Source organism: Emticicia fontis, assembly GCF_054779675.1.
On record NZ_BAAGXU010000006.1, the window covers coordinates 128,641 to 152,721 of the forward strand.

Below are 24,081 nucleotides of genomic sequence, written 5' to 3' on the forward strand. Positions count from 1 at the left end.
TATCATTTAAGGGTGTATAGATATATGCCCTTAACGTCTTCTTATTGACTATTTTTCTGGTACTCTGCTCTTAGTTTTTCTTTCTCGATAGGCACCACCCCGACTGATTCACAAACCAGGCCACCCCCTAAGTTAGATAATTCTGCAATAGTTTTAGGTGATAATTTCAGTCCTAAACAAATAGCTGCAATACTTACTACCGTATCGCCTGCGCCAGACACATCTGTAATACTTCTTAAATGTGCCGCTACATGATGCACCTCATCCTGAAAATCAATAAAAACACCCCTTTCAGAGAGAGTCAGGAAGATACCATTGACACCTAATGCTTTTTTTGCTTCAGCTACCACCGACTTAATATCTTCCAGATTATCAGCATTGAAATCTATTTTCAAGCCTTCTTTCAACTCTTTTAGATTTGGCTTAAATAAATCTGTTCCCTGATAATGAGTAAAGTTACGCTTTTTCGGATCAACAATAGTAGGTTTTTGATGCGCTTTGGCAAAAGCGACAATTTCCTGGATACTCTGTTGGTCTAAAACTCCTTTGTCGTAATCTTCAAATATCACCACATCGCAGGTCGGAATCAGAGATTTAGCTTTTTCTACCAACTGGCTTCTCTCTTGTGCATTGATAAGCGTATCCATTTCAGAATCTATTCTCACCACATGCTGCGAACCCGCCATAATCCGCTGTTTCACTGTCGTTACCCGGCCAGGACTTTGTATAATGCCCTCAGTAGGTAAATGACTGGTATTTAATAATTCGATTAAATCTTTCGCTTCTGAGTCAGCCCCAATTACTGAACATAACACAGGTGTAGCGCCTAAAGATTTTATATTCATGGCTACATTTCCGGCTCCACCCAAGCGTATTTCTTTGCGTTTTACATTCACAACCGGTATAGGCGCCTCTGGTGAAATTCTTTCTACTTTTCCGAATATATAAGAGTCAATCATTACATCACCTATAATTAAGACTCGCAGATTATCAAAAGAATCAAAAATTTGATTGACTGTCATTCAAATATGGATTTCGTATTACCAACTATTTTTTGGAGATGCAAAAGTAAGGATTTTAAACGATTTTTTAAAAAAATCATACATTTTGGCAGAGAGATTGCGTTATTTGTAAGCGATTGTTTTTAATCAATAAGATTATAAAAACACGATAATCAAATAGATAAAGAGTACATTTGCCATACTGACTACCAACAAAACTATGCGTTATAGTATCCTTTTATTAGCTGTACTAAGTTCTTTTTATGCAACTGCCCAGAAATTAGAGCAGTTAGGCTCTGCCATCAATACAGAGTATAGTGAACTGAATCCGATTATCTCACCTGATGATAAAATTTTGTATTTTGTAAGAGTAAGCCATCCTTCTAATAGCTTTGGTACGAAAGGTAGTCCGGAAGCGCCAGGAAGCCATGATGTATGGTATTCGGAAAAGCGTGATGATGGAAACTGGACGATAGCCCGCAGAATGCCTAATACAATTAATAAAGATCAATATAATGATTTGTTCAGTATTACACCTGATGGGAATAAGATTCTGATTTCGGGCGTTTATCATAACGGCCGAAGAGAAAATGCAGTAGGGATTTCGATGTGTAAAAGAACAAAAACTGGCTGGTCGGAGCCTGAACAGATTGTAATTCCGAAGTTTGATGAAATCTGTAAAGGCCAATATCTGACTGCCTGTTTATCTAATGATGGTAAGACTTTGATACTGGCTTTTAGTGAAAAGAAGAATTCAAAAGAAGATAATTTGTTCGTAAGTTTTTTGGCAAAAGACGGGAAATGGTCAAAGCCTGAGAGTCTGGGGCCTGATATTAATACTGGTAGTACTGAAACAACACCTTTTCTGGCATCAGACAATTATACCTTATATTTTGCTTCGGACAGAAAAGATGGAGGATTAGGCGGAACAGATATCTGGGTTGCCAAACGTAAGGACAGAAGCTGGACGAAATGGTCGAAGCCGGTGAATATGGGCGATAAGGTGAACACAGATGCCAATGAATATTCATTTTCGGTAGCAGCATCAGGAGAGTATGCCTATATGAGTACAAAAAAGAATTCAGTTGGAAAGAATGATATTGTTCGTTTTAAATTGCGTGAAGAGAAAAAGCAGGAACCTGTGGTAGCAGGTTTGCAAACATCTGGAAAATCGGAAGAACAAAAAAGTCTGGATAACGGCGGTACACCTATTGATGCTAATAGCCTGGCTCCAACACCTGTAGTAATTGTAAGTGGGAGAGTAATAGATAGTAAAACTGGGAAACCATTACAAGACGCTAAGATTATTTATAAAGTATTACCTAATGGTGATGAGGGGGAAGCGTATGTGAATCCACTCACCAATGAATATAAAATTGTGTTACCCTATGGAGCGAAATACAGTTATCGGGCCGAAGCGACCGGATCGATAGGTATTGAAAAATTCATAGATTTAACACAGGTAAATGAGTTTAAGGAAATAAAAAACGATAATATAACAGTGGCTCCAATAGAAGTAGGCGTAGAATTGCCACTCAATAATATCTTCTTTGAATATGCGAAAGCCACATTGCGCCCTGATTCTTATCCGGAATTAGATAGAATTGTGGATACTATGAAAGAAAATCCAAATCTGGCAATAGAGATTCAAGGACATACGGATAATGTAGGCTCTAATGAAAGCAACTTAAAACTATCAGAGGATAGAGCAGAGGCTGTGCGAAAATATATCGTTTCTAAGAAAATTCAGGCCGCAAGGGTAACCAGTGTGGGTTTGGGAGAAACGAAGCCAATCGCGACCAATGATACTGAGGAAGGCAGAGCCCAAAACCGCCGTGTGCAGTTGGTTATTGTAAGGAAGTAATATTTGTCTTGAACTGTGATTTACAAAATCACAGTTCTATTCCCATAGATAAAAACTCTATCGTTAAAGACTAATTTCAAAGCCTGAGTCAACACAGATTTTTCTACTTCTTTCCCATCACGTGCCATATCCATATAGGTATATTTATGGTCAACGTTCTTTATATTCTGGGCAATGATGGGCCCTTCATCTAAATTATTATTCACAAAGTGAGCCGTTGCACCTATAATCTTTACACCCCTTTCATAAGCCTGTCTATATGGGTTAGCACCAATAAAGGCTGGTAAGAAAGAGTGATGAATATTTACTATTTTATTAGGATAATGCGTCACGAATTCAGGAGAAAGAATACGCATATATTTAGCCAAAACTACATACTCCGGTTGATAAATCTCTAAAGTGCGTAAGATTGCTTCTTCATGCTGCTCACGGGTTTTATGCTCATGGCTCACATAATGAAAAGGAATACCGAATTTGCTCACCAAGGGTTGCAGGATATTATAATTGCTTACCACAGCCAGAATATTAGCATCGAGCTCATCAAAATTATAACGGATTAATAAATCAGATAAGCAATGATGCTCTTTCGTGCACAACACTATTACATCTTTCTTCTTTTTAGGATTGATTCGCAGATTAATAGCTGTAGACAAAATATTTTCTCGCAGGTCTTTTAAGACTTTCTCAGGGTCTAGCTCAGGAGGTGCTACAAACTCTGTACGCATAAAAAACTGCCCGTCAGGACTCACGTATTCATCTTGTGACAGAATATTACATTCGTTTTTATATAATACACTGGTTACCAGAAAAATGAGCCCTTTGGCATCCGGCCCGTCCATTAAAAGAATATGCTTTATCATATTTATCTGCTAAAATCTTTCAAATTGAGATTTAAATCCCCATAAAACCCTGCAATATAATCACTGCACTTATTTTATCAATATTCCCTTTCACTTGTCTGTCTTTTTTCTTCATTCCTCCGGCAACCATAGTCTGCACAGCTATTTTTGAAGTAAACCGTTCGTCTTGTAAATGAACAGGTATATTTGGGAAATGTGTTTTTAATTCCTCAAGTAATCGGTTAACATAAGCGGTGCCATGTGTATCGGAGCCATCCAGATTTTTAGGCATACCTAACACAAACGCTTCTACTTCCTCTGATTGCATATATGTTTTCAGATACTCAAGCAGCGTTTCGCTGGGGACTGTCTCTAAGGCTGAGGCGATGATTTTGAGCGGATCACTCACGGCTAAGCCTGTGCGTTTGGCTCCGTAATCGATAGCTAGTATTCTGGGCAATTGATTGTCTTATTTAAGATGAACTAGATACGTTTGGCTTCTTCCCAGAAAACATCCATTTCGGCCAGTGTCATATCTTTCAGATTTTTATTGGCTTCTTTGGCTTTTTCTTCAAGGTACTGAAAACGTTTGATAAATTTCTTATTGGTACGCTCTAAGGCCGTTTCAGGATTCAGGTTAATAAATCGGGCATAGTTTACAAGAGAGAATAATAAATCACCAAATTCACCCTCTGCTTTTTCGGCATCAATCACTTCCTCATTTTCAGCATTGAATAGTTCTTTAAACTCCTGCATTTCTTCTTCTACCTTGCCCCATACCTGGCTTTTCTCTTCCCAGTCAAAACCCACACCTCTGGCTTTTTCCTGAATTCGCATAGCTTTTACCAAAGCAGGCAAAGATTGTGGCACACCACCCAGAACTGATTTGTTTCCCTCTTTCAGTTTCAACTGTTCCCAGTTCTGTTTTACCTGTTCTTCATTTTCTACTTTTACATCGCCATAAATATGCGGGTGGCGGGAAATGAGTTTATCGCAGATAGCATTTAGTACATCAGCTACATCAAAATCGCCTGTTTCAGAAGCAATTCTTGAATAGAAAACCAGATGGAGCATAATATCTCCCAACTCCTTTTTTATTTCAGGCAGGTCTTTTTCCAGAATAGCATCCGATAACTCATAGGTTTCTTCAATAGTCAGATGGCGCAAAGTATCCATGGTCTGTTTTTTATCCCACGGACATTGCTCTCTCAATTCGTCCATAATAGTCAACAATCGGTCGAAAGCCATGAGTTTCTCCATGCGTTCAGGAGGAAATACCAAAGGAAGTTTATTGCTCATAAATCTATTATTGCTAGCTTGAAATTTTCGTAAAGTTCGGGAATAAAAAACAAAAAAGCCACCTGAAATGAGCAGATGGCAAAATATTAATCAATGAATAATTCTCATTAAGTTTTCCATTTAATGGCACAGCCGATAGCTTTGGTAGTGGGAGTTACGACAGGCTTACCCAACAATAAACTATTTACGGCATCGCTCACATAGTGCTTGGTTACATTAGCAGGATCTTGCGGATTATCGTCGATAGCGCCAATATAATGCACAATAATTTTACCATTCTCTTTATTCAATACAAAAGCATGAGGTGTACGCATGGCACCAAATGCTTTAGAAACAGCCTGGGTATTATCTGTGAGGTATGGATAAGGATAGCCTTTTTCTTTAGCCCTTGCCTGCATATTGACAAAAGAATCTTCCTCATAAGCCTCAGGATCATTTGGATTGATAGCAATAACGGGATAGCCCTGTGGTGCATATTTTTTATCAATATCAATCACGCGGTCTTCGTAAGATTTAGAAAACGGACAATGGTTGGAAATAAAGACCACAATGAAGCCTTTCGCCGAATCAAAGTCTTTTAAGGAAACCATTTTGCCGTCAACATTCTTCAACTTGAAATCAGCTATGGCATCACCAACGCCATAACCAGCCAGAACTTTTTGGGTTGGCTCAGGAAGCTCTCTATCCATAGCTATCGCCAGAGGGGTATAAAGACTTACTCCAATGAACATACTCAAAACAAACCCAATTTCCTTTTTCATGTTATGTGATTTTTATCAAAAATCTGCTAAACTTAACGTACGTATATTAGATTTATTTTAATACCGATAGTTTAAATTTAATCATCAGACAAATATAAAAATCTTTTAGCAGATAAACACTGACTTGGGTCATATAGTGATTCTAAGGCTTATTTTATAATAGAAAGGGTTAATTTATACCCCTTTCTGAATAGCTTTCTGATGATGCCCTATATGATAGTGCATAAAATAATACATTTCCCTGATTGTCATCAGTTTTAAAACAGGATGCCTGATAGCTACTTCATCTACTTCGGCTTCTGACCATTCGTCCAGATAATTGACAAGTGTTTCATGATGTTTTACAAAACTATTAAGCAGAATGTCTTTTGATGGATTTTCGGGTAATAGTGGGACAAACTTACCAGTTGCTTTGATACCTGTTCCCAAAACATTCAGATAAGCACTCACAACCCCATCATAGTCTAAAACAGGGCGGTCAATTTTACCGAATTGATTAATCAGAACTTCTTTTGGAAGGGCTAACCCTTGATTCAATCCCTTAACAGATTGGGTAAGATGCAGCAGGTTTTCAGCAATTGACCATTTTTCGCCAATAGGGGCAAAGAATTGAGTTTCATTGACATTCTCAATTTCTTGTGCAATACTGCTGAAACGCGCTGTTATAGCTTCTTTTAGTTCTGGTTTTGTCATGATTGTATGATTGAAAAATGGATGAAGGAAATCATGGGAACGTACACGGCACGTTCCCTGACCTATTACCTGTTAACGCACTATTAAAATCGTTGTATTTATACCAAACGTTCGTTTCTGAAATCAAAAACTAAAATATGTATCCGTTCGGTACTCTAAATCTATTGTAATTTCAACATTGTACGGCTGAAAGCATCATAGAGATACTGTTTCTCTCCATAGAGTTTCGAAAACATCACTGCGCCTTCAAACTCCATAATGGTTAATTGCGCTAATTTGAAAGAAGTCTCCTTGTCTTTTTTAGTCATAAAAATCTCTTGTAGTGCCACTGTCCAATCGTTCATGATGTTTTTCAATACGTCATGAAACTCAGGTATTACTCCGACAGTTTCGAGTGTGGTATTACCTACCAGGCAACCTCCCTCTTTCTCTAAAAGCAGCCTACCCATTTTTTTCAGGAGTTTACTCATGCGCTCTTCAGGGGTAAGACTCAAATCCTGTGCAATCGGATAAACCCTCTCTTTCAGATAATCATGAATCCAGACTAGCAAGTCTTTCATCAGCATCTCTTTACTCGGAAAATAATGATATAAGCTGCCTTTTAATAAACCACAATTCTGGGCGAGGTCTTGCATAGAGGTATTATGATACCCCCTGGTTCGGAAAATATCTGATGACTTTAGCAAGATTTCCTCTTTTGTAACTTTCTGAATGGGCATTAGTATCTGATAAATAAAGCAACTGACGAATAGCTTGACAAATATACAAAGAGTTTTGATTTTACCAAACGGTTGGTAGGTAAAATTTGAACATTAATTTTTCTGTACTATTATGTAATTTCCTTCTATGGAGTAATTAATACCTATTCTACCTCAAAATATGCCTTTCATCATATATAGAGATTAAAAAATAAGCTTAGGAAACCATATTTTTGTGAAAACCGTTTTGTTTTCATTGGTTTTTACAAACACTATCATAACGATATGAATAGAGCTTTTGGACTTCCTATAGCGGTGGTCGTATTTTTTTTGATTGACTTATATGTCTGGCAGGCAGTTAAATTGCTGATACGTTCGTCAAGTGTGCTTACACAAAGAGTAGTCGGATACGGATATTGGGGTTTCACCATCGTTTCAATCATAGCATTTATCGCAGCGTTGACCTATTCACCCGCAGCACCACCTGTTAAAGCCAGTTTTCGTACATTTTTATTGGCAGGAGTTTTTATTATCTATATATCAAAAATATTCTCTGTACTGGTATTATTTATTGATGATATCATTCGCTTTTTCAGATGGATTGCTTCGTTTTTTCAAAGTACTCCTGCACAAACGCAAACACCAGTTACCGAAAATTTACAACCTGTATCCACGGGTATCAGTCGTTCGGAATTTCTTGCTAAAACTGCTTTAGGTTTAGGCGGTTTGCATGTGGGTGCCATGACCTATGGTATTTTATCAGGTGCGCATGATTACCATCTGAGAAGAGTAACGCTTAAGCTAAAAAATTTACCCAAGCAATTTGACGGAATGACTATTGCGCAGCTATCAGATATTCACTCAGGTAGTTTTTTTAATAAAACAGCTGTAAAAGGTGGGGTAGAAATGCTGATGAAAGAGAAACCGGATGTATTTTTCTTTACCGGCGATTTAGTGAATAATATTGCGCCAGAGGTAAAAGACTATATTGAGATTTTCTCTAAAATTAAAGCACCTCTGGGTACATTCTCTACACTGGGTAACCATGATTACGGGGATTATACAGATTGGGGATCATTAGAGAAAAAACGTCAGAATCTGGCAGACCTGACGGGTGCGCATAAAACCATGGGTTGGGATTTGTTGATGGATACACACCGTGAATTGAAAGTGGATGGTGAGAAAATTGGAATTCTGGGTATTCAGAACTGGGGTGCAGGTGGTTTTTCGAAACATGGAGATATGGAGAAAGCAGTTGCTAATACACAGGAATATCCTGTTAAATTATTGCTCTCGCATGACCCAAGCCATTGGAGAGCACAGGTATTGCCTAAATACAAAGATATTGATGTGGCATTCGCAGGCCATACGCATGGAATGCAATACGGCGTCGAATTGGGGAATTTTAAATGGTCGCCGGTGCAATTGCGTTACAAAGAATGGGCTGGTTTGTATGAAGAAGGAGACCAGAAACTCTATGTAAATCGTGGTTTTGGTTATATAGGTTATCCGGGACGTTTAGGGATTTATCCGGAGATTACAATTTTTGAATTGAAATCGGTATAAAAATAAGAGGGCGAATATCTAACCAGATATTCGCCCTCTTATTTTTATATACTAATGGTTTATTGAAGTAAGTCCCACTTGATACCCATTTTGGCAAGTCTATACAAAATAGAGACTCTCAATACGCCCAAGCCATATTTTGAACTTCTGACGAAGTTAATAGAAGAGGCCTCTTCAAAATATTTAGTCGGACAAGTCACTTCTGCTATTTCGAAATCTTTCCAGAATATCTGTGCAATCATTTCATTATCAAAAATAAAATCATCATCACATTTTCTGAAAGGAACAGTTTCTAATACTTGTTTTGAAAACGCACGGTAACCTGTATGGTATTCTGAGAGTTTTTGTCCTAATAATAGATTTTGAGTAAAAGTCAGAAAACGGTTGGCAATGTATTTATACATCGGCATACCTCCTTTTAAAGCCCCTTTACCTAAAATTCTTGATCCAAAAACAACAGGATATAAGTCTTCGCCAATGATACTTACCATGGCTCTGATTAATTTAGGCGTATATTGATAATCAGGGTGAACCATTACCACTATATCTGCGCCTATTTCAAGTGCTTTGGTGTAGCAGGTTTTCTGGTTGCCACCATAACCTTTGTTTACGTCATGGCGGATCACGTGATGAATGTTCAATTTTTTAGCTACTTCGGCAGTATCATCCGGACTGTAGTCGTCTACTAAAATTACTTCGTCAACAATATCAAATGGAATTTCTCGGTAAGTGCGCTCAAGTGTTTGTGAAGCCCGGTAAGCTGGCATCACGATTACGACTTTTTTGTTGTTATACATAAAATATTCAGGTTTTCGGTGCTAATTTGCAACCGATTTGCGGTGATATATCACCATTTGGGAATTGGGCTGTAAAATACAGCATGATTCTTTTGATTTCCAAGAACAAATTATTTACTAGCCTGTTATAACTAGGCAAACAAAATGCCAAATCATATTTATCAATACACAGAACTAAATCCTGTGTTACCATTTTTATTATGACATTATCAAGTGAAACAATTTTTTTTATAGGATTTTCGATTTTTGTAGCATTAGTGATGGCGCTGGATCTGGGAGCGTTCAGTAAATCGAAAAGCCATGTAGTAAGTTTTAAAGAAGCAGGTATCTGGAGTGCCGTTTGGGTGACGTTGGCTATTGCCTTCTTCTTTTTTATCAGGCAATATGGTCACCTGATTCACGATATAAGTAACTTGTCACATATACATGAAGTTAAAGAGAAGTATTATGAGTCGTTGATACTTCCTCCTAATTTTGAGGCTGCCTTAAGGGCTTTTCAGAATAGTATGGCTATTGATTATCTGACGGGTTATCTGACAGAATACTCGTTGTCGATAGATAATATTTTCGTATTTATTCTGATTTTTAATTCCTTCGGGGTGCAAAAGAAGTTTTATAAGAAAGTATTGGTCTGGGGTATCCTTGGTTCTATTATTTTGCGCTTTATTTTCATTTTCGTCGGTGCAGCCTTGATACAGGAATTTGAATGGATTCTATACATCTTTGGCGCATTCCTGATTTATACGGGTATTAATATCTTGCGGAATAACGGTGAAGAAGAAGAAATAGATCCTGCCAAGCATCCGGTGGTAAAATTTGCTTCTAAATACTTCAATGTCTATAAACGGAATGTGATTGACCACTTTTTAGTTTTTAACAAACGTTATAAAAAATGGTATGTGACACCACTTTTTCTGGTAATGCTGGTAATTGCCGGAACTGATGTAGTTTTTGCGGTTGATTCAATCCCTGCTATTTTTTCTATCACCAAAGACCCTTACATTGTTTTCTTCTCTAATGTATTTGCCATTATGGGGCTTCGGTCAATGTTTTTCTTTCTGGCAAGTATCATGACGCTTTTCCGTTTTCTCAAATATGGTTTAGGCGTTTTACTGACTTTTATCGGTGTCAAAATGCTTTTACATCACCAACTGACCGCCATCGGATTTACGAATGTTCATTCCTTACTGGTGATTGTGGGTATACTGGTCATCAGTGTAGGGGCAAGTGTGGTGTTTCCTGAGAAGAAACCGGCAGCATGATATTTTATGCAGCCGTAACACGGAATGTCAATATCATTCCGTGTTACGGCTCCACAATCTTTCAAACTTCCAACCCTTTGCACGCAGACTGATAGGCAGATAAGCATGGGCATCTTTTGGCGAAATGCTTTCATAATACAAGTCATCATCCGTTAAAATCAATGATTCGTAAGTGTCAGCGTCTTTTACGGTAATATCTGCAAAAGGCAGCTCCAGATGGAAGCCTTTATTCTCTTTCACCAATTGATTTTTCAGGAGCCAGCGGGTATTAAACTTTTCAGTCGTATGCGGCTCAGGCGTATAATCACCTTGCGATACTTCTAAGGCATATTCCAGATATTTCTTCAATAATTTAGGCCCTAGATTCTGTGATTGGTCTACCTGTAATTGATGTGGAAGAATACTGCTCACAATATAAATAAACTCTCTTGCACGCGTAACAGCCACATTCAATCGATTCTCACCTCCCTGCTGATTCAGACTACCGAAGTTCATTAATAATTTACCTTTCAGATTAGGTGCATAGCCAACTGAGAAAATAATAATATCATATTCATCTCCCTGTATATTTTCTATATTTTTAATCACACCCCAGCCTTCGCCCAAGACGGGTGAGATAGTCTGGTAAATCAAATCAGCCTGTTTAAAGTTGAAAGTTACCACGCCAATAGTTTTATCTGGCGCTTTACGTTTCAAATCTTCTACAATCTCCAATACTTTCTGCGCCTCCGTCGGATTTGTATTATTCTCCCAGAAACCATCCAGTTTGATATAGCTGATAGCAGGTTTATTCTTACTGATTTCGCTGTAGTGAGGCAATAATTGTAAGGAATTCTTATAAAAATGCTGATTTGAAAAGTCAATCAAATCTAACGAATGACTGCGATAATGCCCTTTTAACCAGGCCTGCGGCAGATATTGCGCAGCTAAATCAAGTAGAGAATCTATCTCTAATACCGTCTCATCTTCGGCATCTTCATCGTAGCGAATCTGGTATAGGTCAGTCGGTTGCAATTGCTTGGAGTCTCCGGCAATAACCACCTGTTTACCCCGATAAATAGCCGGAATGCCATTCTCTGCAAAACATTGAGATGCCTCATCAAAAATCACCAGATCAAAAAGGGATTCAGTCGGATTCTGGCCTGCCAAAGGAAAAATAGCTGATACTGATTCAGGCGAAGCCATCCAGCAAGGAATCAGTTTAAAGATTTCTTCTGAATGGTTTTCCAATAATTTTCTAACAGACCACAGTTTACGCTTTTTGGTAGTCTGATGCTGCAATTCACGGTAAGTAACTACGTTCTGCAACCGATTAATCACCAGATCCTGATAGGTCTGTTCACGCAATTTCAACAATAATATTTCCTGACTTAATTCCTGTTTTTTGAGTACACATTCCTGTAATTCAGTTTCTAATTGTTCTACTTTTAAAGAACTTACTCCACGTAAAATAGGGTAGAGGGTCTCAATATGTTGTGTCCATGCGATGCGTATAGAGTTGAGGAAAACCTCTGTTAAAGCATTGATGTCTACCTTCGAATTTTCATAACTCAATAAGCGTTGTAATACTTCTGATTCAGTTGAACTAAAAGATTCTTTCAATTCATCAGCCTCAACAAGCAAATCAAATTTTTGTTTCAGATAGGCAATCCAATCCTGTTTTTCTTCGGGCTTATCAACCAGCTTTTCAATTTGCTGATAAGACAAATACAATTGCCATTGCACAAATTCCAATTTGGTATCAACAATCAGCTTTGCTAAATCCCTGAAAGGATTAATAGAAAATATTTTTGATTGATTAATTATCAAACTGGTCTGGCGCCGGATAGGCTCTTCTTGCTGATAAATGGCATACGCTTTATTGGCCAGAATATAATTCTGTAATTGATTTTTAATCGTTTCCCAACTATCTCTTTCATTGATGGCAATCTCCTTTTTGCCCAGCCTTTCTTTAATATCTTCAAAGGCAATGCGCTGCTGAATCTTCTTATTCAATACCTGCAAACCCGCTTCGCTCAGTGGAAGCCTGTTTTGAGCTAACAGGATTTCAATTTCTTTTTTATCCTTCGAAAAGAATTTCCAGACAAGAGAATTAAGCCCCGATTGACTTGCCTCATAGGCTTTTTCTGCCTGCGTTTTTCTGAGTAACAGGTCACGGGCTGTTATACTTTGCTCAATACCATCCTCAATAAACAGTTGCTCCAACTCAGCATAGATTTTTTCCAGATCAAACTGACGATTACTGATGAATTTTCTTTCCAGAACAATCGCTTTAAAAATTTTGCCTACTGGTGCATTTTCAAAATATTGAATGAACTCATCCACCGTATTTTCATCCAGTTGATTCAGTTCAATAATAGAAAACAACTGGCCATTTTTTTGTTGAAAAGCAATGGCAGCTCCAATGGTATCCGTAATTTTTACAAGATCAGTAAAAGCTCTTTTGCTGAATGAATTGCGCAATTGCCAGAAGTCATAGCCAAGTCCGTTTTGTAATTTAGCCTGATATTGCAGATAACGGCTTAGTCTACCCTCAAAATCAGCTAGTTCATTAAGTGAGAAGGAGCGATAAATGTCTTGTAAATCAATAGAAGGCTTGTTGAGGCTACTACTCAAATACAATTCTTTTACAGATGTTCCAAAAATGGTTTCATCAAACAGTGCTTCTTTCAGGCTCTGTAATTCTTCTGAAATCTTATCAATTCTACGGCTGATTTGCGTAAAATGGCGTTCCAGAAAAATCGCATCCAACCCTTTATTTTTCTTCTGAAAATCTTCAATCTGCTCTATTTGTCTGGCAATTTTCTCAAAAAGTGTTTTTCTATCATTCTTAAAATCATGAATCAAAGCCACGAAATCTGTCATAGCCACTTTTCGCAGGCGCTGATAAACAGTATCCAATGCCACACGTTTCTGGCAAACTACCAATACCCTTTTCCCACGTGCCGTAAAATCAGCAATCAAGTTGGCGATCATTTGTGATTTTCCTGTACCCGGAGGCCCCTGTACCACAATCGAATATCCTTCTTTTACCTGCTTGATAGCATCTTCCTGCGATGCATCAATCGCAAAAGGCAGAAAAGCTGTTTCTTCTTTAAATACAGGCCGGAGACTAGGCGGAGAACTATGTTGAAACAACTCTTCAAAAGTATCCAGTTCATAATGCCCCTCCTCTGCGTTTTCTATCAATTGCTCATAGTCTGGTACCAGATAAGAACCTGCTTGTGGGAAAATCCCTAATACAGCCTGCGGATACAATTTTAGTTCACCATTACGCTCATTGGCATCTAATTCTGATTTAGCCAGTTTTTCAAAATCAATCAGTTGATTCTGAAAAACCTCCTGATTGAAATTAATTTCAAAAGGGCTGTCTTTCAACAATTCATACAATTGGGTCCTGAAACCCAGACTATCTTTATCAAAATCCTCAAAAGATTTTTCCAGCCATTCATCAGGTAGTTTTATCTTATTAAAATACGAATAAGCCAGCAGAAAACTTCTATTAAATCCTTCCGGTTCATCTCGTTGTTCCAGAATCCACTTTTTGCCAGTATTCTTTAATGTAACCGGGAAAAAAAGTAATGGGCAGCGCACAACAGTCCCATCAGAAAGCTTGCCTTTTACAAAAGGATAACCTACATATAAGTCTTTCGCACCGCGTTCTTCTTCAATAAAACTCTCCGTTCTTGCCAGTTTGCGTAGCCTTTGGCTTACTTCGTTCACTTTATCGTAGCGACTATCCTGTACATCGCACAGCAAAATCTGGTTTTTCTGGCTGATTAACTGTTGGATATAGTCAAAAGAGGGTTTGTTGTCTAAAAAATTCAGACTATGTAAATCAAGAAATTGTTCCTGAGGTAAATTTAATAATAAAAGCGACCTGTTACGCGAAGTAAGGTTCGTTAGCCGACGGAGGTATGTTTTTAGTAGTTTTTGCAATTTATTCTTTAATTCCGGGTATTTCTTCTATAATTTTTTTTTTTTTCTGAAACGAGTTTTATGGCTTTTATAGTATCTTCCTTAGTTGTTCCCTTCATAATTCAAATCCCTCTCTGCCCTCTTTCAAAAAGGTATTCACCGTAACGACTACCTTTTCTGAGGCCGCTTGAGTGGTTAATATTTGAACAGAAGCAGAAATTATTTGCATTGATTTGCTTTGCGCGTTTTCTCATGTCAATAGTGGTTATACGGACGTCTAGTTGTGAATGTTTATGCAAGATTTTGTATCTCCAAGTAGACATTCCCTAAATTTCCGACTTAGAATTGTGTTTTCAAAGTGTTTTAGAAGTTTTTTGCTATAATCAAACTGTTGCTTTCTTCTCCGTGAACCATTCATCAACCTTTAACATACCTTAACATTTTCTGTTTGGATTAAATTATTTAATTCTGTTTATTCGTTATAGCAAAATTATAAACGACAAAATGGGCATTGGCAAAAAACTTATGCTTACTTTGGCGTTTATTTGTATGTAATTATTCCTCAATACACCTCAAAATTATGTTAAAAACCTACCGACAACTCCCGATCAGGCAGATAGCTATTACTTTGCTTGTGGGACTTTTCTTAATCGGCGGCGATGTTTTTGCCCAGAAAAAAGAAAAGAAAAGAAAGAAGAAAAAAGGCGATGCCGCCGCTATGGCTGAAAAACCGGTCATCCCCGATCCGGTACGAGTTACTTCAGTAGAAGGAATCACAGAGTACACCCTGGGCAATGGCTTAAAAGTGTTGATGTTCCCCGATCCATCTAAGCAAACGATTACCGTAAACATTACCTATCTGGTAGGTTCTCGCCATGAAGGCTATGGCGAAACAGGTATGGCTCACTTGTTGGAGCACATGGTGTTTAAAGGTTCAACCAAGCACACCAATATCCCACAGGAACTGACCGACCACGGTGCGCGCCCGAATGGTACTACCTGGCTCGACCGTACCAACTATTTTGAGACTTTCTCGGCAACTGAAGAAAACCTGAAATGGGCTTTAGATCTGGAGTCTGACCGTATGGTGAATTCATTTATTAAGAAAGAAGATTTAGAAAAAGAGTTTTCAGTGGTGAGAAATGAATTCGAAATGGGTGAAAATGACCCTGAAAGCGTATTAGGCGAAAGAGTGATTTCAACGGCCTATTTATGGCATAATTACGGTAATTCAACCATCGGTTCACGCGAAGACATTGAGCGGGTACCAATCGATAATCTACAGGCATTTTATAGAAAATATTACCAACCGGATAACGCCGTATTGTTGGTAGCCGGAAAGATTGATGAAGCCAAAACCATCAAAATGGTAAACGAATATTTTGGTTATATTCCTCGCCCGACACGCGTATTACAACCTACTTATACAGTTGAACCTGTGCAGGATGGCGAGCGTTCAGTAACCCTACGCCGAGTAGGTGATGTACAAGCCATAGGCGTGGCTTATCATATTTGTGGCAATGCGCACCCTGATTATCCGGCTTTAGACATTTTACAAGGAATCCTGACCAGCGAGCCTGCAGGAAAACTCTACAAAGCCTTGGTTGAAACTAAAAAAGCATCGGGTCAATACGCCTATTCATTCACAAACAAAGACCCGACAATCTTGTATTTCAATGCCTCGGTTTTGAAAGATAAAGATCTGGAAGATGCTAAAAAGACCATGTTGGCTACTTTGGACGCCGTTCCAACCATGGAAATTACCAAAGAAGATGTAGATCGTGCCAAAAACGAAATCATCAAAGGGCTTGAGCTGACTTTACGCAATACTGAAAGAACAGGTTTACAATTGAGCGAATACATTGGCGCAGGAGATTGGAGATTAGTATATATCTACCGTGATGCCATAGAAAAAATAACACCTGCCGATGTAGCCCGGGTTGCAAAATTCTACTTCAAATCATCCAACCGTACGATTGGCTTGTTTATACCAGAAGAAACACCTGACCGTGTAAAAGTACCGGATTCTCCGAACGTAGATGATTTAGTGAAAAACTACAAAGGCCGTGCGGTAGTAGCGCAAGGAGAAGCGTTTGACCCATCTCCGGCTAATATCGAAAACCGAACGAAACGCGGACAAGAGCCTAATGGTCTGGAATACGCGCTATTGCAAAAATCAACGCGCGGTAATACCGTAAGAGCTAATATTACTTTGAGAATTGGCGATGAGCAAAGCCTGCAAAACAAACAAACGATTTCCTCATTTGCGGCTTCGATGTTGAATAAAGGAACAAAAAGCCTGAATCGTCAACAAATCAAAGATAGTCTCGATAAAATCAAGTCGCAGGTATTTGTCGGTGGCGGCGGAAATAATATTGTTATAAATATCGAATCAAGTAAAGAAAATTTACCAAAAGCGCTGGCTATTGTAACTGACATTCTGAAGAATCCGGTATTTGATGCCAACGAGTTCGATAAATTAAAACAAGAAAACATTGCTCAGATAGAAGCACAAAAAAGCGACCCGCAAGGCCTGGCATTCACAGCTTTCCAACGCACAATGAATCCTTATCCTAAAAGCGATGTGCGTTATGTAGGAACATTAGATGAGCAACTGGAAAACGTGAAGAACGTAAAACTGGAAGACGTGAAGAAATTCTACTCAGATTTCTATGGTGCTTCGGCAGCTACAGTTTCAGTAGTAGGAGATTTTGATGAGCCAGTAGTTAAAAACATCATCAGTTCTTCTTTAGGTAACTGGAAAAACCCGATTCCTTTCAAACGTATTCAGGCAGTTTATCAGGATATTGCGCCAAGTGCCAATGCGATCAAAACACCTGATAAAGCCAATGCACTCTTCCTGGCAGGTCTGAACTTACCTTTGCAGGATACAGATGTTGATTACCCTGCCCTTATCTTGGGTAACTATATGCTGGGTGGTGGCTTATTAAGCTCTCGTCTGGCCGTAAGAATCCGTCAGAAAGACGGTCTTAGCTATGGTGTAGGTTCACAATTGTCAGGTATGCCATTTGATAAATCAGGTACCTTTATGACATACGCTATCTATGCTCCTGAAAATGCTGAGAAACTGGAAAAAGCGTTCTTCGAAGAAATGAACAAAGTGGTAACCGAAGGCTTTACAGAAGAAGAGCTAAAAGCTGCAAAAACAGGCTGGTTACAAAGTCGTAGTGTATCTCGTTCGCAGGATAACGAGTTATCAAGCCGTTTGAACAACTACTTGTATTACGACAGAACATTGGCTTTTGATGCGGATTTTGAGAAGAAAGTGGAAGCTTTAACCGCAGCACAAGTAAATGCAGCTATGAAGAAATTTGTTGATCCTAAGAAAATCTCTATCGTAAAAGCAGGAGATTTCGATAAAAAACCAGCAACTGGTACACCAGGTTCAGCAGCAGGTGTGCAAACAGGCGGAAAGAATTAATAATTGTGGCGCGAGCCGAGCGACGGTCGCTTCCGGCTCGCATACTTTATAGAATTAGTAAACAAACAGAGTCGGCTAATTAACCGACTCTGTTTGTTTTAATAAGCCCTTATACTCATTCAGACCTTTTTCAGTCAGATACGGTATTATCAGCGTAAAAGCAATATTCAGGTAAGTGGGTAATTTATCTTCTTCTTTTCCCTCAAACAAAATCTCGGCACTGGCCAGCCAGAAATCGCCGATGATAAAAAGCTGATTGAAAAAGTTTTCGTATTGCCCTTCAATAATATCAGGTTTCAGAAATCCAGCCTGAATACCTGCATCTATTCCTATTCTGAGAAAGATTCTCCTGCTTGTCAGCAAATCCCGATGTTTTTGTTTCAAACCCGGATTCCGGCGGGTAATACTGATGAAATCCTGAATAAGGAATTTATAATTATATAGTTTTTCAAAAACAAAAGCACAAAGCTTGTAAAATGCTCGCAGGTTAGTGGTAGAAAATACCGCAGGTTCTTCAATTACCTGATTCAATTCTGCTATTAATTGTTCGTAGAGTGTCTCTGCAATTGCATCAGTATTCGGGAAATGATAACATAAATTGCCATGACTCATGCCCAATTCCTTCGCAATATGCCGCACCGTAACTGCATCTATACCATATTGGTTAAATAAATGTAGTGATGTTTGAAGAATCCGTTGTTTGGTAGTCATGAAATAATCAGAGAATATTTCAGCGAAGATACGAAAAAAACCTGATTAGAACATTTGTTCTAATCAGGTTTTTGAGCAATGCTACTATTTGAATTTACTTCTTATAAATTCTATACAATCTCCCTTCGTCAGTAATCGCATACAAAGCTCCATCTTTACCTTGAGTAATATCACGGAAACGTTGGTCTTCTGAGGCCAATAATCGCTCTTCACCTACTACTTTGTTATTTTCAATCACCAGGCGGTCAACGTGTTTGGCACTTAAACAGGCAAGGAATAAATTATTTTTCCATTCGGGTATCGCATCACTGCTATAGAAAGTCATACCACTGGCCGATACAACCGGATCCCAATAATAGACCGGTTGCTCCAATCCTTCTTGTTGCTGAATACCTGCACCGATTTTTGGCCCCTTATATTCAATTCCATAAGTAATAATAGGCCAGCCATAATTTTTCCCGGCTTTAATAATGTTCACTTCATCGCCACCTTTAGGCCCGAACTCGTTTTCCCATAAATCACCTGTAACGGGATGGAAAGCCAGTCCCTGTACGTTGCGGTGTCCATAAGAATATATTTCAGCTTTATTCTCTTTTTTTCCGGCAAATGGATTCCCGCTTACTGGTTTACCATCCTTCGTAATTCTTAAAACCTTACCCAATGCCGAGTTCAAGAATTGCGCTTGTGGTCTGGTCTCAAGGTCAGATCGTTCACCGGTACTTACAAAGAGGTTTCCACTCTTATCAAATACGATTCTGCCACCGTAGTGTTTGTCTCCATTATAGGCAGGAGTGGCCATATAAATCACGGTAGCCCCTTCAATAGTTTTTTCATCGGCAGATAATTTGCCTTTGGCTACTGCAGTGAGATTTCCGTCAGAAAGTTTGTTAGAGAAAACCCAGTAAACCATGCGATTACTACTAAAATCAGGATCAATGGTTAATCCTAATAAGCCCCCTTGTCCGTCCGAATTTACCTTTGGAATACCAGTGATAGCTTCACTTACTGAGCCTGTGGTACTGACAATCCTCATCGTTCCTTCTTTTTCTGTAATCAGCAATCGGCCATCAGGCAAGCTTGTAATGCCCCAGGGTTTTTTCAGGTCTTTGGTTAATACCGTACCTTCGTAAAGCGTCTGTGATTTTACAGCCCCTATTCTGGTTTGTCCGGCAAAAGCAGGTTTATAATCTGTATTTGGTTTTTCAGTTTCTACCGAAGCCCCTGTTGAGATACTATCGCCGTCGGCAGTGGTTTCAGCCGCTTTCTGGGAGTTGTTTTTACAAGAGGATAGACCAAGCAGCATAGCCGCCAGAATTGTCATGATTTGTTTTTTCATCGTTGTGCTTTGTTTGTGTAATACATACAATCTTAAAATTTAATGCCAGCATGAGGAAATGAATTTGAAGACTATTAGTTTTATAACTAAACTGAAAGCAAAATGTCTGATACTGAATGAAATAATTTTATTTCATTCGGATTGAACGCTTGTTTTAGCCTCAGAAAAGTAGCTTTACACAGATTTCCGGCAGATTCATAATAATAATTAATTAGAACATTTGTTCTAATTAATTATTATTTAGTACATTTGTTCTAAATTTTAATAATCAGCTAATGACAGCCAAAATAAATCATTCCTATTTACTTTTAGCAAGAAATATATTCATTGCCATAGGTACCAGTTCTTTAATTGTGTATACCAATTTTCATACACGAAACGGTTACCTGGCTATGTCGGTTATTGCACTTTCAAGTTTCCTGATTGGATACCTGGAACCCCGCAAAGGCTGGATTCTCGCCCTGATACAAGCCTCAATCGTGATAAGCTTTTATTATATCAAACCTATTGAGCCTGTTGATGAAGACCTGGCCATGTTTACCTCACACGTAGCCGTAGGACAATCGCTGGTTTTTAGTTTTATAGCAGGGGCATTAAGAAGATTATATCTGAAGAAGTAAAGCTACTTCTGTCGATAAATTTTTATAGAATTGAAGGGCTTTGAATAGCCCTTTTTTTGTATCCGGCAGTATATAAACAAATAAGCACGAGAGTAAAAAGACTAATACGACCGCATTTACCGACTCTTGTAGAGTATAAGCCAGAAAATTATCGTAACCCAGGATTTTAATTTCTTATTGGCGAGCATAAAAGCTTATTTTTTAGTAATTTACCAACAGACTCTAACACTCTGAATATTTCCTCTATGCGTTACCTTTCCCTGATTTCGCTAGGTTTGCTGTTGTCTTGTCAGCAAAAAACACAACAACCCGCACTTTCACCCGAACACCAGAAGGCTCTTGAGTCTATCAGTGTGATGGATGGCTTTAAAGTAGAGATGGTAGCATCAGAGCCTCTGGTAGCTGACCCAGTGGCGATGGAGGTAGACGAAGACGGAAATATGTATGTGGTGGAGATGCATGGCTATCCATTAGATTTAAGCCGCACAGGAAAAGTAAAACTACTGAAAGATACTAACAACGATGGCTATCCTGACACAAGTACAGTCTTTGCTGATAGCCTGAGATTACCCACAGGCATCATGCGTTGGGGAAAAGGAATCATCATTACTGATACACCTGACGTTGTTTATTTAGAAGATACCAATAATGATGGCAAGGCCGATATAAGAAAAGTAATGCTGACAGGCTTTGCACTATCCAATCCTCAACATAACCTGAATACACCCCGTTTTGAATTAGACAACTGGATTTATCTTGGGCATGAGGCTGTAGTTACGCCATTTGTGTATAAAAAAGAATTTGGCGATGAGGGACAGAACATCTATTTTCCGGGTATGCCATTGGGGCAAACCTTAGGCAAAAACGCCAATGGCCGTGCCGTAAGATTCAAACCTGATACCTATCAGGTAGAAGAAGTATCTGGCGAAACACAGTTCGGACATACAATGGATGCCTGGGGGCATCATCTCTACACCAGCAATGCCGACCACCTCTTTCATGAGGTTCTAGCTAGTCAATACCTGAAAAACAACCCCAATTTATTGCTTTCAAATGCCAGTCAGGATATTTCTGACCACGGCAATGCAGCGGAAATCTATCCGATTACGCAGAACCCTAATCATCAATTATTAACTGATGTAGGTGTCATTACCTCTTCTTGCGGCGTTACATGGTATTTGGGTGGGGCATTTGGTGATAAATTCAAAGATGTAACCTTTGTAGGTGAGCCTGTGCATAATCTGGTACATGCAGATGTAATCAAGCAATCAGGGGCAAGCTTTACAGCCAGCCGTCTGAATGAAAAATCTGAATTTTTAGCATCCAAAGATGATTGGTTCCGTCCGGTGAATTTCTATATCGGGCCTGATGGGGCTTTATATATAATTGACTATTACCGCCAGATTATCGAGCACCCTGAGTGGATGTCAGATGAAATCAATAAATCAGGTGCCTTGTACAATGGTTCTGATAAAGGGAGAATTTACAGGGTAGTACCCGAAAAAGGTTTACCGATGGATTGGCTGGGTAAATTGAATCTATCCAAACAATCAGATGCAGAACTGGTAAAATTATTGGAAAACGAGAATATCTGGTATCGCCGCACAGCTCAAAGATTATTATTCCAACGTCAGGCAAAAGGCATAAGTAGCGCTTTGAGAGATATTATCGGCAAAAGCACCTTGCCTGAAGCAAAAATCAATGCTTTGTGGCTGCTGGATGGGTTGAAAACTATTGAAACACAAGATATTATTCAAGCGTTTCGTGATGATGAAGCAGGTGTAAGAGAAAATGGTATTAAGGTGGCTGAAAATTATATCAACCAATCGCCCGCTAAACCAGATGCCGAAAAGCTAAAGAAAGAACTCATTAGCCTAGGTAATGATGGCAATAATAAGGTAAGGTTCCAATTATTGAATACATTAGGATTTGTCAAAACACCTGAATCAGAACAAGCCCGTTTGGCTATTCTGAAAAGAGATTTTCATGATAAATGGATAGGAGTGGCTTGTATCGCTTCGTTTGCAGGCAAAGAGAATCAGGTATTTGATTTCGCAGTAAAAGAACTGGCGAAGGAAAAATCAGAAGAAACGGCAGAGTTTTTCTCCAATTTAGGCGCAACCATTGCCAATAGCGGAAACAAAGAGGTATTTGCTGCTATTTTTTCTTATATAAGTAACACAGGCGAAAACACCAACGATGATTGGTGGAAAGCGGCTACCATCAATGGTATCTCTAAACTCTGGCATTATAAAGGTATTACTGTTCCGCTTGCCGATGCAGATAAAGATCGTCTGGTATTGGCTTTCTCAGCCAATAATTCACCCGAATTCAGAAGCGCCTGTCTGGATTTATTAGAGGTAACTGGCTTGCCAAAAAGTGGTGGCAGTGCAGGTAAAATCAAAGAAGCAAAAGAGTTGTTAGCCGATAAAGGTCAGGATGAAAACCTACGTGCTGATGCCGTGAAATTACTTTCTATTGCCAATGCCAGTGCATATAAAAAGGATTTCTTGCAGATATTAAGCGCTAAAGAACCTGAACTTGTACAGGCCAGTGTTTTAAGAACGCTAAGTAAAATAGGAGATAAATCGACTTTTGATTTCTTATTAAAAGAATTTAAGAGTTTTTCTGCGCCAATTCAGCAAAAAGTAGTAGAATTGTTAATGGCAAAGCCTGAGCGCATTCCACTATTATTGACTGCCTTAGAACAGAAGAGAATTGATAAATCGGCAATCGGTTGGCGCCAGATGGTTGATCTGATGAATTATGAAGAAACCAATATCCGCGCTTTTGCCCGTAAAGTTTTAGCAGTAAATGAAGACCGCAAAGCCGTTTTGCAGACTTATATGAAAGCGCTTGATATGAAAGGTGTACAGGCCGATGGCAAAAAAGTATTTGAGAAAAACTGTGCTACCTGTCACCAGATTGAAGGTGTAAATGGGGTCAATTTTGGCCCGAATCTTTCAACCTTAAGAAGCCGTAATGCTAATTCGATTCTGACAGAAATCATTAACCCGAATAACTCTATTGCCGATAAATATGATTTCTGGACATTGACTTTCAAGAATGGTAATAGTATGGGTGGCTTGATACTGCAGGAAAATGCCAATGTATTGACATTGAGAGAAGTGGGAGGGAAAGAAAGTGTGATACAGAAAAAGGACGTAGCCAAACTGGTAAAATCTGAAACCTCAATTATGCCGAATGGTCTGGAAAATGCCATCAGTGTAAAAGAAATGGCCGATTTGATAGCTTTTATTCAAAATAAATAGAT

General features: G+C 38.8%; 17 protein-coding genes. 6 read left to right on the top strand and 11 right to left on the bottom strand.

Going from position 1 to position 24,081, the window contains the following annotated elements; translation table 11 throughout:
* Positions 1 to 41: 41 nt before the first annotated feature.
* Positions 42 to 1,022, bottom strand: coding sequence for a bifunctional heptose 7-phosphate kinase/heptose 1-phosphate adenyltransferase (locus tag ACYVFA_RS05015; protein WP_460470707.1), 981 nt, complete (start codon positions 1,020 to 1,022; stop codon positions 42 to 44).
* 199 nt (positions 1,023 to 1,221) lie between these two features.
* On the opposite strand from ACYVFA_RS05015, the gene ACYVFA_RS05020 reads away from it, so the two are divergent.
* On the top strand, positions 1,222 to 2,865 hold the full coding sequence (locus ACYVFA_RS05020) for an OmpA family protein (protein ID WP_460470708.1): 1,644 nt from the start codon (positions 1,222 to 1,224) through the stop codon (positions 2,863 to 2,865).
* 20 nt (positions 2,866 to 2,885) lie between these two features.
* On the opposite strand, the gene purU is transcribed toward ACYVFA_RS05020, so the two are convergent.
* The 6 genes from purU to ACYVFA_RS05050 form a co-directional block, all read right to left on the bottom strand.
* On the bottom strand, positions 2,886 to 3,725 hold the full coding sequence (gene purU / locus ACYVFA_RS05025; RefSeq protein ID WP_460470709.1) for a formyltetrahydrofolate deformylase: 840 nt from the start codon (positions 3,723 to 3,725) through the stop codon (positions 2,886 to 2,888).
* A gap of 31 nt (positions 3,726 to 3,756) precedes the next feature.
* Positions 3,757 to 4,164 carry a RuvX/YqgF family protein gene (gene ruvX / locus ACYVFA_RS05030; RefSeq protein WP_460470710.1) on the bottom strand — a complete coding sequence of 136 codons (408 nt, stop codon included), beginning with the start codon at positions 4,162 to 4,164 and terminating at the stop codon, positions 3,757 to 3,759.
* Between the two features lie 23 nt (positions 4,165 to 4,187).
* Positions 4,188 to 5,003 (bottom strand): nucleoside triphosphate pyrophosphohydrolase, encoded by an 816-nt coding sequence (gene mazG, locus ACYVFA_RS05035; RefSeq protein WP_460470711.1) that lies wholly within the window; start codon positions 5,001 to 5,003, stop codon positions 4,188 to 4,190.
* A 107-nt stretch (positions 5,004 to 5,110) separates the two neighbouring features.
* Entirely contained in the window at positions 5,111 to 5,764 is a 654-nt protein-coding gene (locus ACYVFA_RS05040) for a thioredoxin family protein (protein WP_460470712.1), read from the bottom strand.
* A 174-nt stretch (positions 5,765 to 5,938) separates the two neighbouring features.
* Positions 5,939 to 6,457, bottom strand: a complete 519-nt coding sequence (locus tag ACYVFA_RS05045; protein WP_460470713.1) for a DinB family protein — start codon at positions 6,455 to 6,457, stop codon at positions 5,939 to 5,941.
* 161 nt (positions 6,458 to 6,618) lie between these two features.
* Entirely contained in the window at positions 6,619 to 7,176 is a 558-nt protein-coding gene (locus tag ACYVFA_RS05050) for a TetR/AcrR family transcriptional regulator (protein WP_460470714.1), read from the bottom strand.
* A 264-nt stretch (positions 7,177 to 7,440) separates the two neighbouring features.
* Between ACYVFA_RS05050 and ACYVFA_RS05055 the strand changes: the two genes are divergently transcribed.
* Positions 7,441 to 8,721, top strand: coding sequence for a metallophosphoesterase (locus tag ACYVFA_RS05055; RefSeq protein WP_460470715.1), 1,281 nt, complete (start codon positions 7,441 to 7,443; stop codon positions 8,719 to 8,721).
* A 59-nt stretch (positions 8,722 to 8,780) separates the two neighbouring features.
* Here the strand turns inward: ACYVFA_RS05055 and ACYVFA_RS05060 are convergent, their stop codons facing one another.
* Complete coding sequence (locus ACYVFA_RS05060; RefSeq protein ID WP_460470716.1) at positions 8,781 to 9,518, bottom strand: glycosyltransferase family 2 protein; 738 nt, start codon at positions 9,516 to 9,518, stop codon at positions 8,781 to 8,783.
* A 200-nt stretch (positions 9,519 to 9,718) separates the two neighbouring features.
* On the opposite strand from ACYVFA_RS05060, the gene ACYVFA_RS05065 reads away from it, so the two are divergent.
* A complete protein-coding gene (locus tag ACYVFA_RS05065) occupies positions 9,719 to 10,780 on the top strand; it encodes a TerC family protein (RefSeq protein ID WP_460470717.1) in 1,062 nt (353 codons plus the stop codon).
* Positions 10,781 to 10,813: 33 nt separating this feature from the next.
* On the opposite strand, the gene ACYVFA_RS05070 is transcribed toward ACYVFA_RS05065, so the two are convergent.
* Positions 10,814 to 14,719 (bottom strand): AAA domain-containing protein, encoded by a 3,906-nt coding sequence (locus ACYVFA_RS05070; RefSeq protein ID WP_460470718.1) that lies wholly within the window; start codon positions 14,717 to 14,719, stop codon positions 10,814 to 10,816.
* Positions 14,720 to 15,278: 559 nt separating this feature from the next.
* On the opposite strand from ACYVFA_RS05070, the gene ACYVFA_RS05075 reads away from it, so the two are divergent.
* Positions 15,279 to 18,140, top strand: a complete 2,862-nt coding sequence (locus tag ACYVFA_RS05075) for a M16 family metallopeptidase (RefSeq protein WP_460470719.1) — start codon at positions 15,279 to 15,281, stop codon at positions 18,138 to 18,140.
* Between the two features lie 75 nt (positions 18,141 to 18,215).
* Here the strand turns inward: ACYVFA_RS05075 and ACYVFA_RS05080 are convergent, their stop codons facing one another.
* The gene (locus ACYVFA_RS05080; protein ID WP_460470720.1) at positions 18,216 to 18,851 is read right to left on the bottom strand and encodes a TetR/AcrR family transcriptional regulator; all 636 of its coding nucleotides are present in this window, start codon (positions 18,849 to 18,851) and stop codon (positions 18,216 to 18,218) included.
* A 94-nt stretch (positions 18,852 to 18,945) separates the two neighbouring features.
* Complete coding sequence (locus tag ACYVFA_RS05085; RefSeq protein WP_460470721.1) at positions 18,946 to 20,187, bottom strand: PQQ-dependent sugar dehydrogenase; 1,242 nt, start codon at positions 20,185 to 20,187, stop codon at positions 18,946 to 18,948.
* Positions 20,188 to 20,462: 275 nt separating this feature from the next.
* On the opposite strand from ACYVFA_RS05085, the gene ACYVFA_RS05090 reads away from it, so the two are divergent.
* Together ACYVFA_RS05090 and ACYVFA_RS05095 are read left to right on the top strand one after the other, a co-directional pair.
* Positions 20,463 to 20,807, top strand: a complete 345-nt coding sequence (locus tag ACYVFA_RS05090) for a hypothetical protein (RefSeq protein WP_460470722.1) — start codon at positions 20,463 to 20,465, stop codon at positions 20,805 to 20,807.
* Positions 20,808 to 21,052: 245 nt separating this feature from the next.
* Positions 21,053 to 24,079, top strand: coding sequence for a PVC-type heme-binding CxxCH protein (locus ACYVFA_RS05095; protein WP_460470723.1), 3,027 nt, complete (start codon positions 21,053 to 21,055; stop codon positions 24,077 to 24,079).
* Positions 24,080 to 24,081: the final 2 nt, after the last annotated feature.

Coding starts and splice junctions, on each gene's coding strand:
- ACYVFA_RS05015 (WP_460470707.1), bottom strand. CDS start 1,022: ATGACAGTCAATCAAATTTTTGATTCTTTTGATAATCTGCGAGTCTTA.
- ACYVFA_RS05020 (WP_460470708.1), top strand. CDS start 1,222: ATGCGTTATAGTATCCTTTTATTAGCTGTACTAAGTTCTTTTTATGCA.
- purU (WP_460470709.1), bottom strand. CDS start 3,725: ATGATAAAGCATATTCTTTTAATGGACGGGCCGGATGCCAAAGGGCTC.
- mazG (WP_460470711.1), bottom strand. CDS start 5,003: ATGAGCAATAAACTTCCTTTGGTATTTCCTCCTGAACGCATGGAGAAA.
- ACYVFA_RS05040 (WP_460470712.1), bottom strand. CDS start 5,764: ATGAAAAAGGAAATTGGGTTTGTTTTGAGTATGTTCATTGGAGTAAGT.
- ACYVFA_RS05045 (WP_460470713.1), bottom strand. CDS start 6,457: ATGACAAAACCAGAACTAAAAGAAGCTATAACAGCGCGTTTCAGCAGT.
- ACYVFA_RS05050 (WP_460470714.1), bottom strand. CDS start 7,176: ATGCCCATTCAGAAAGTTACAAAAGAGGAAATCTTGCTAAAGTCATCA.
- ACYVFA_RS05055 (WP_460470715.1), top strand. CDS start 7,441: ATGAATAGAGCTTTTGGACTTCCTATAGCGGTGGTCGTATTTTTTTTG.
- ACYVFA_RS05060 (WP_460470716.1), bottom strand. CDS start 9,518: ATGTATAACAACAAAAAAGTCGTAATCGTGATGCCAGCTTACCGGGCT.
- ACYVFA_RS05065 (WP_460470717.1), top strand. CDS start 9,719: ATGACATTATCAAGTGAAACAATTTTTTTTATAGGATTTTCGATTTTT.
- ACYVFA_RS05075 (WP_460470719.1), top strand. CDS start 15,279: ATGTTAAAAACCTACCGACAACTCCCGATCAGGCAGATAGCTATTACT.
- ACYVFA_RS05080 (WP_460470720.1), bottom strand. CDS start 18,851: ATGACTACCAAACAACGGATTCTTCAAACATCACTACATTTATTTAAC.
- ACYVFA_RS05085 (WP_460470721.1), bottom strand. CDS start 20,187: ATGAAAAAACAAATCATGACAATTCTGGCGGCTATGCTGCTTGGTCTA.
- ACYVFA_RS05090 (WP_460470722.1), top strand. CDS start 20,463: ATGACAGCCAAAATAAATCATTCCTATTTACTTTTAGCAAGAAATATA.
- ACYVFA_RS05095 (WP_460470723.1), top strand. CDS start 21,053: ATGCGTTACCTTTCCCTGATTTCGCTAGGTTTGCTGTTGTCTTGTCAG.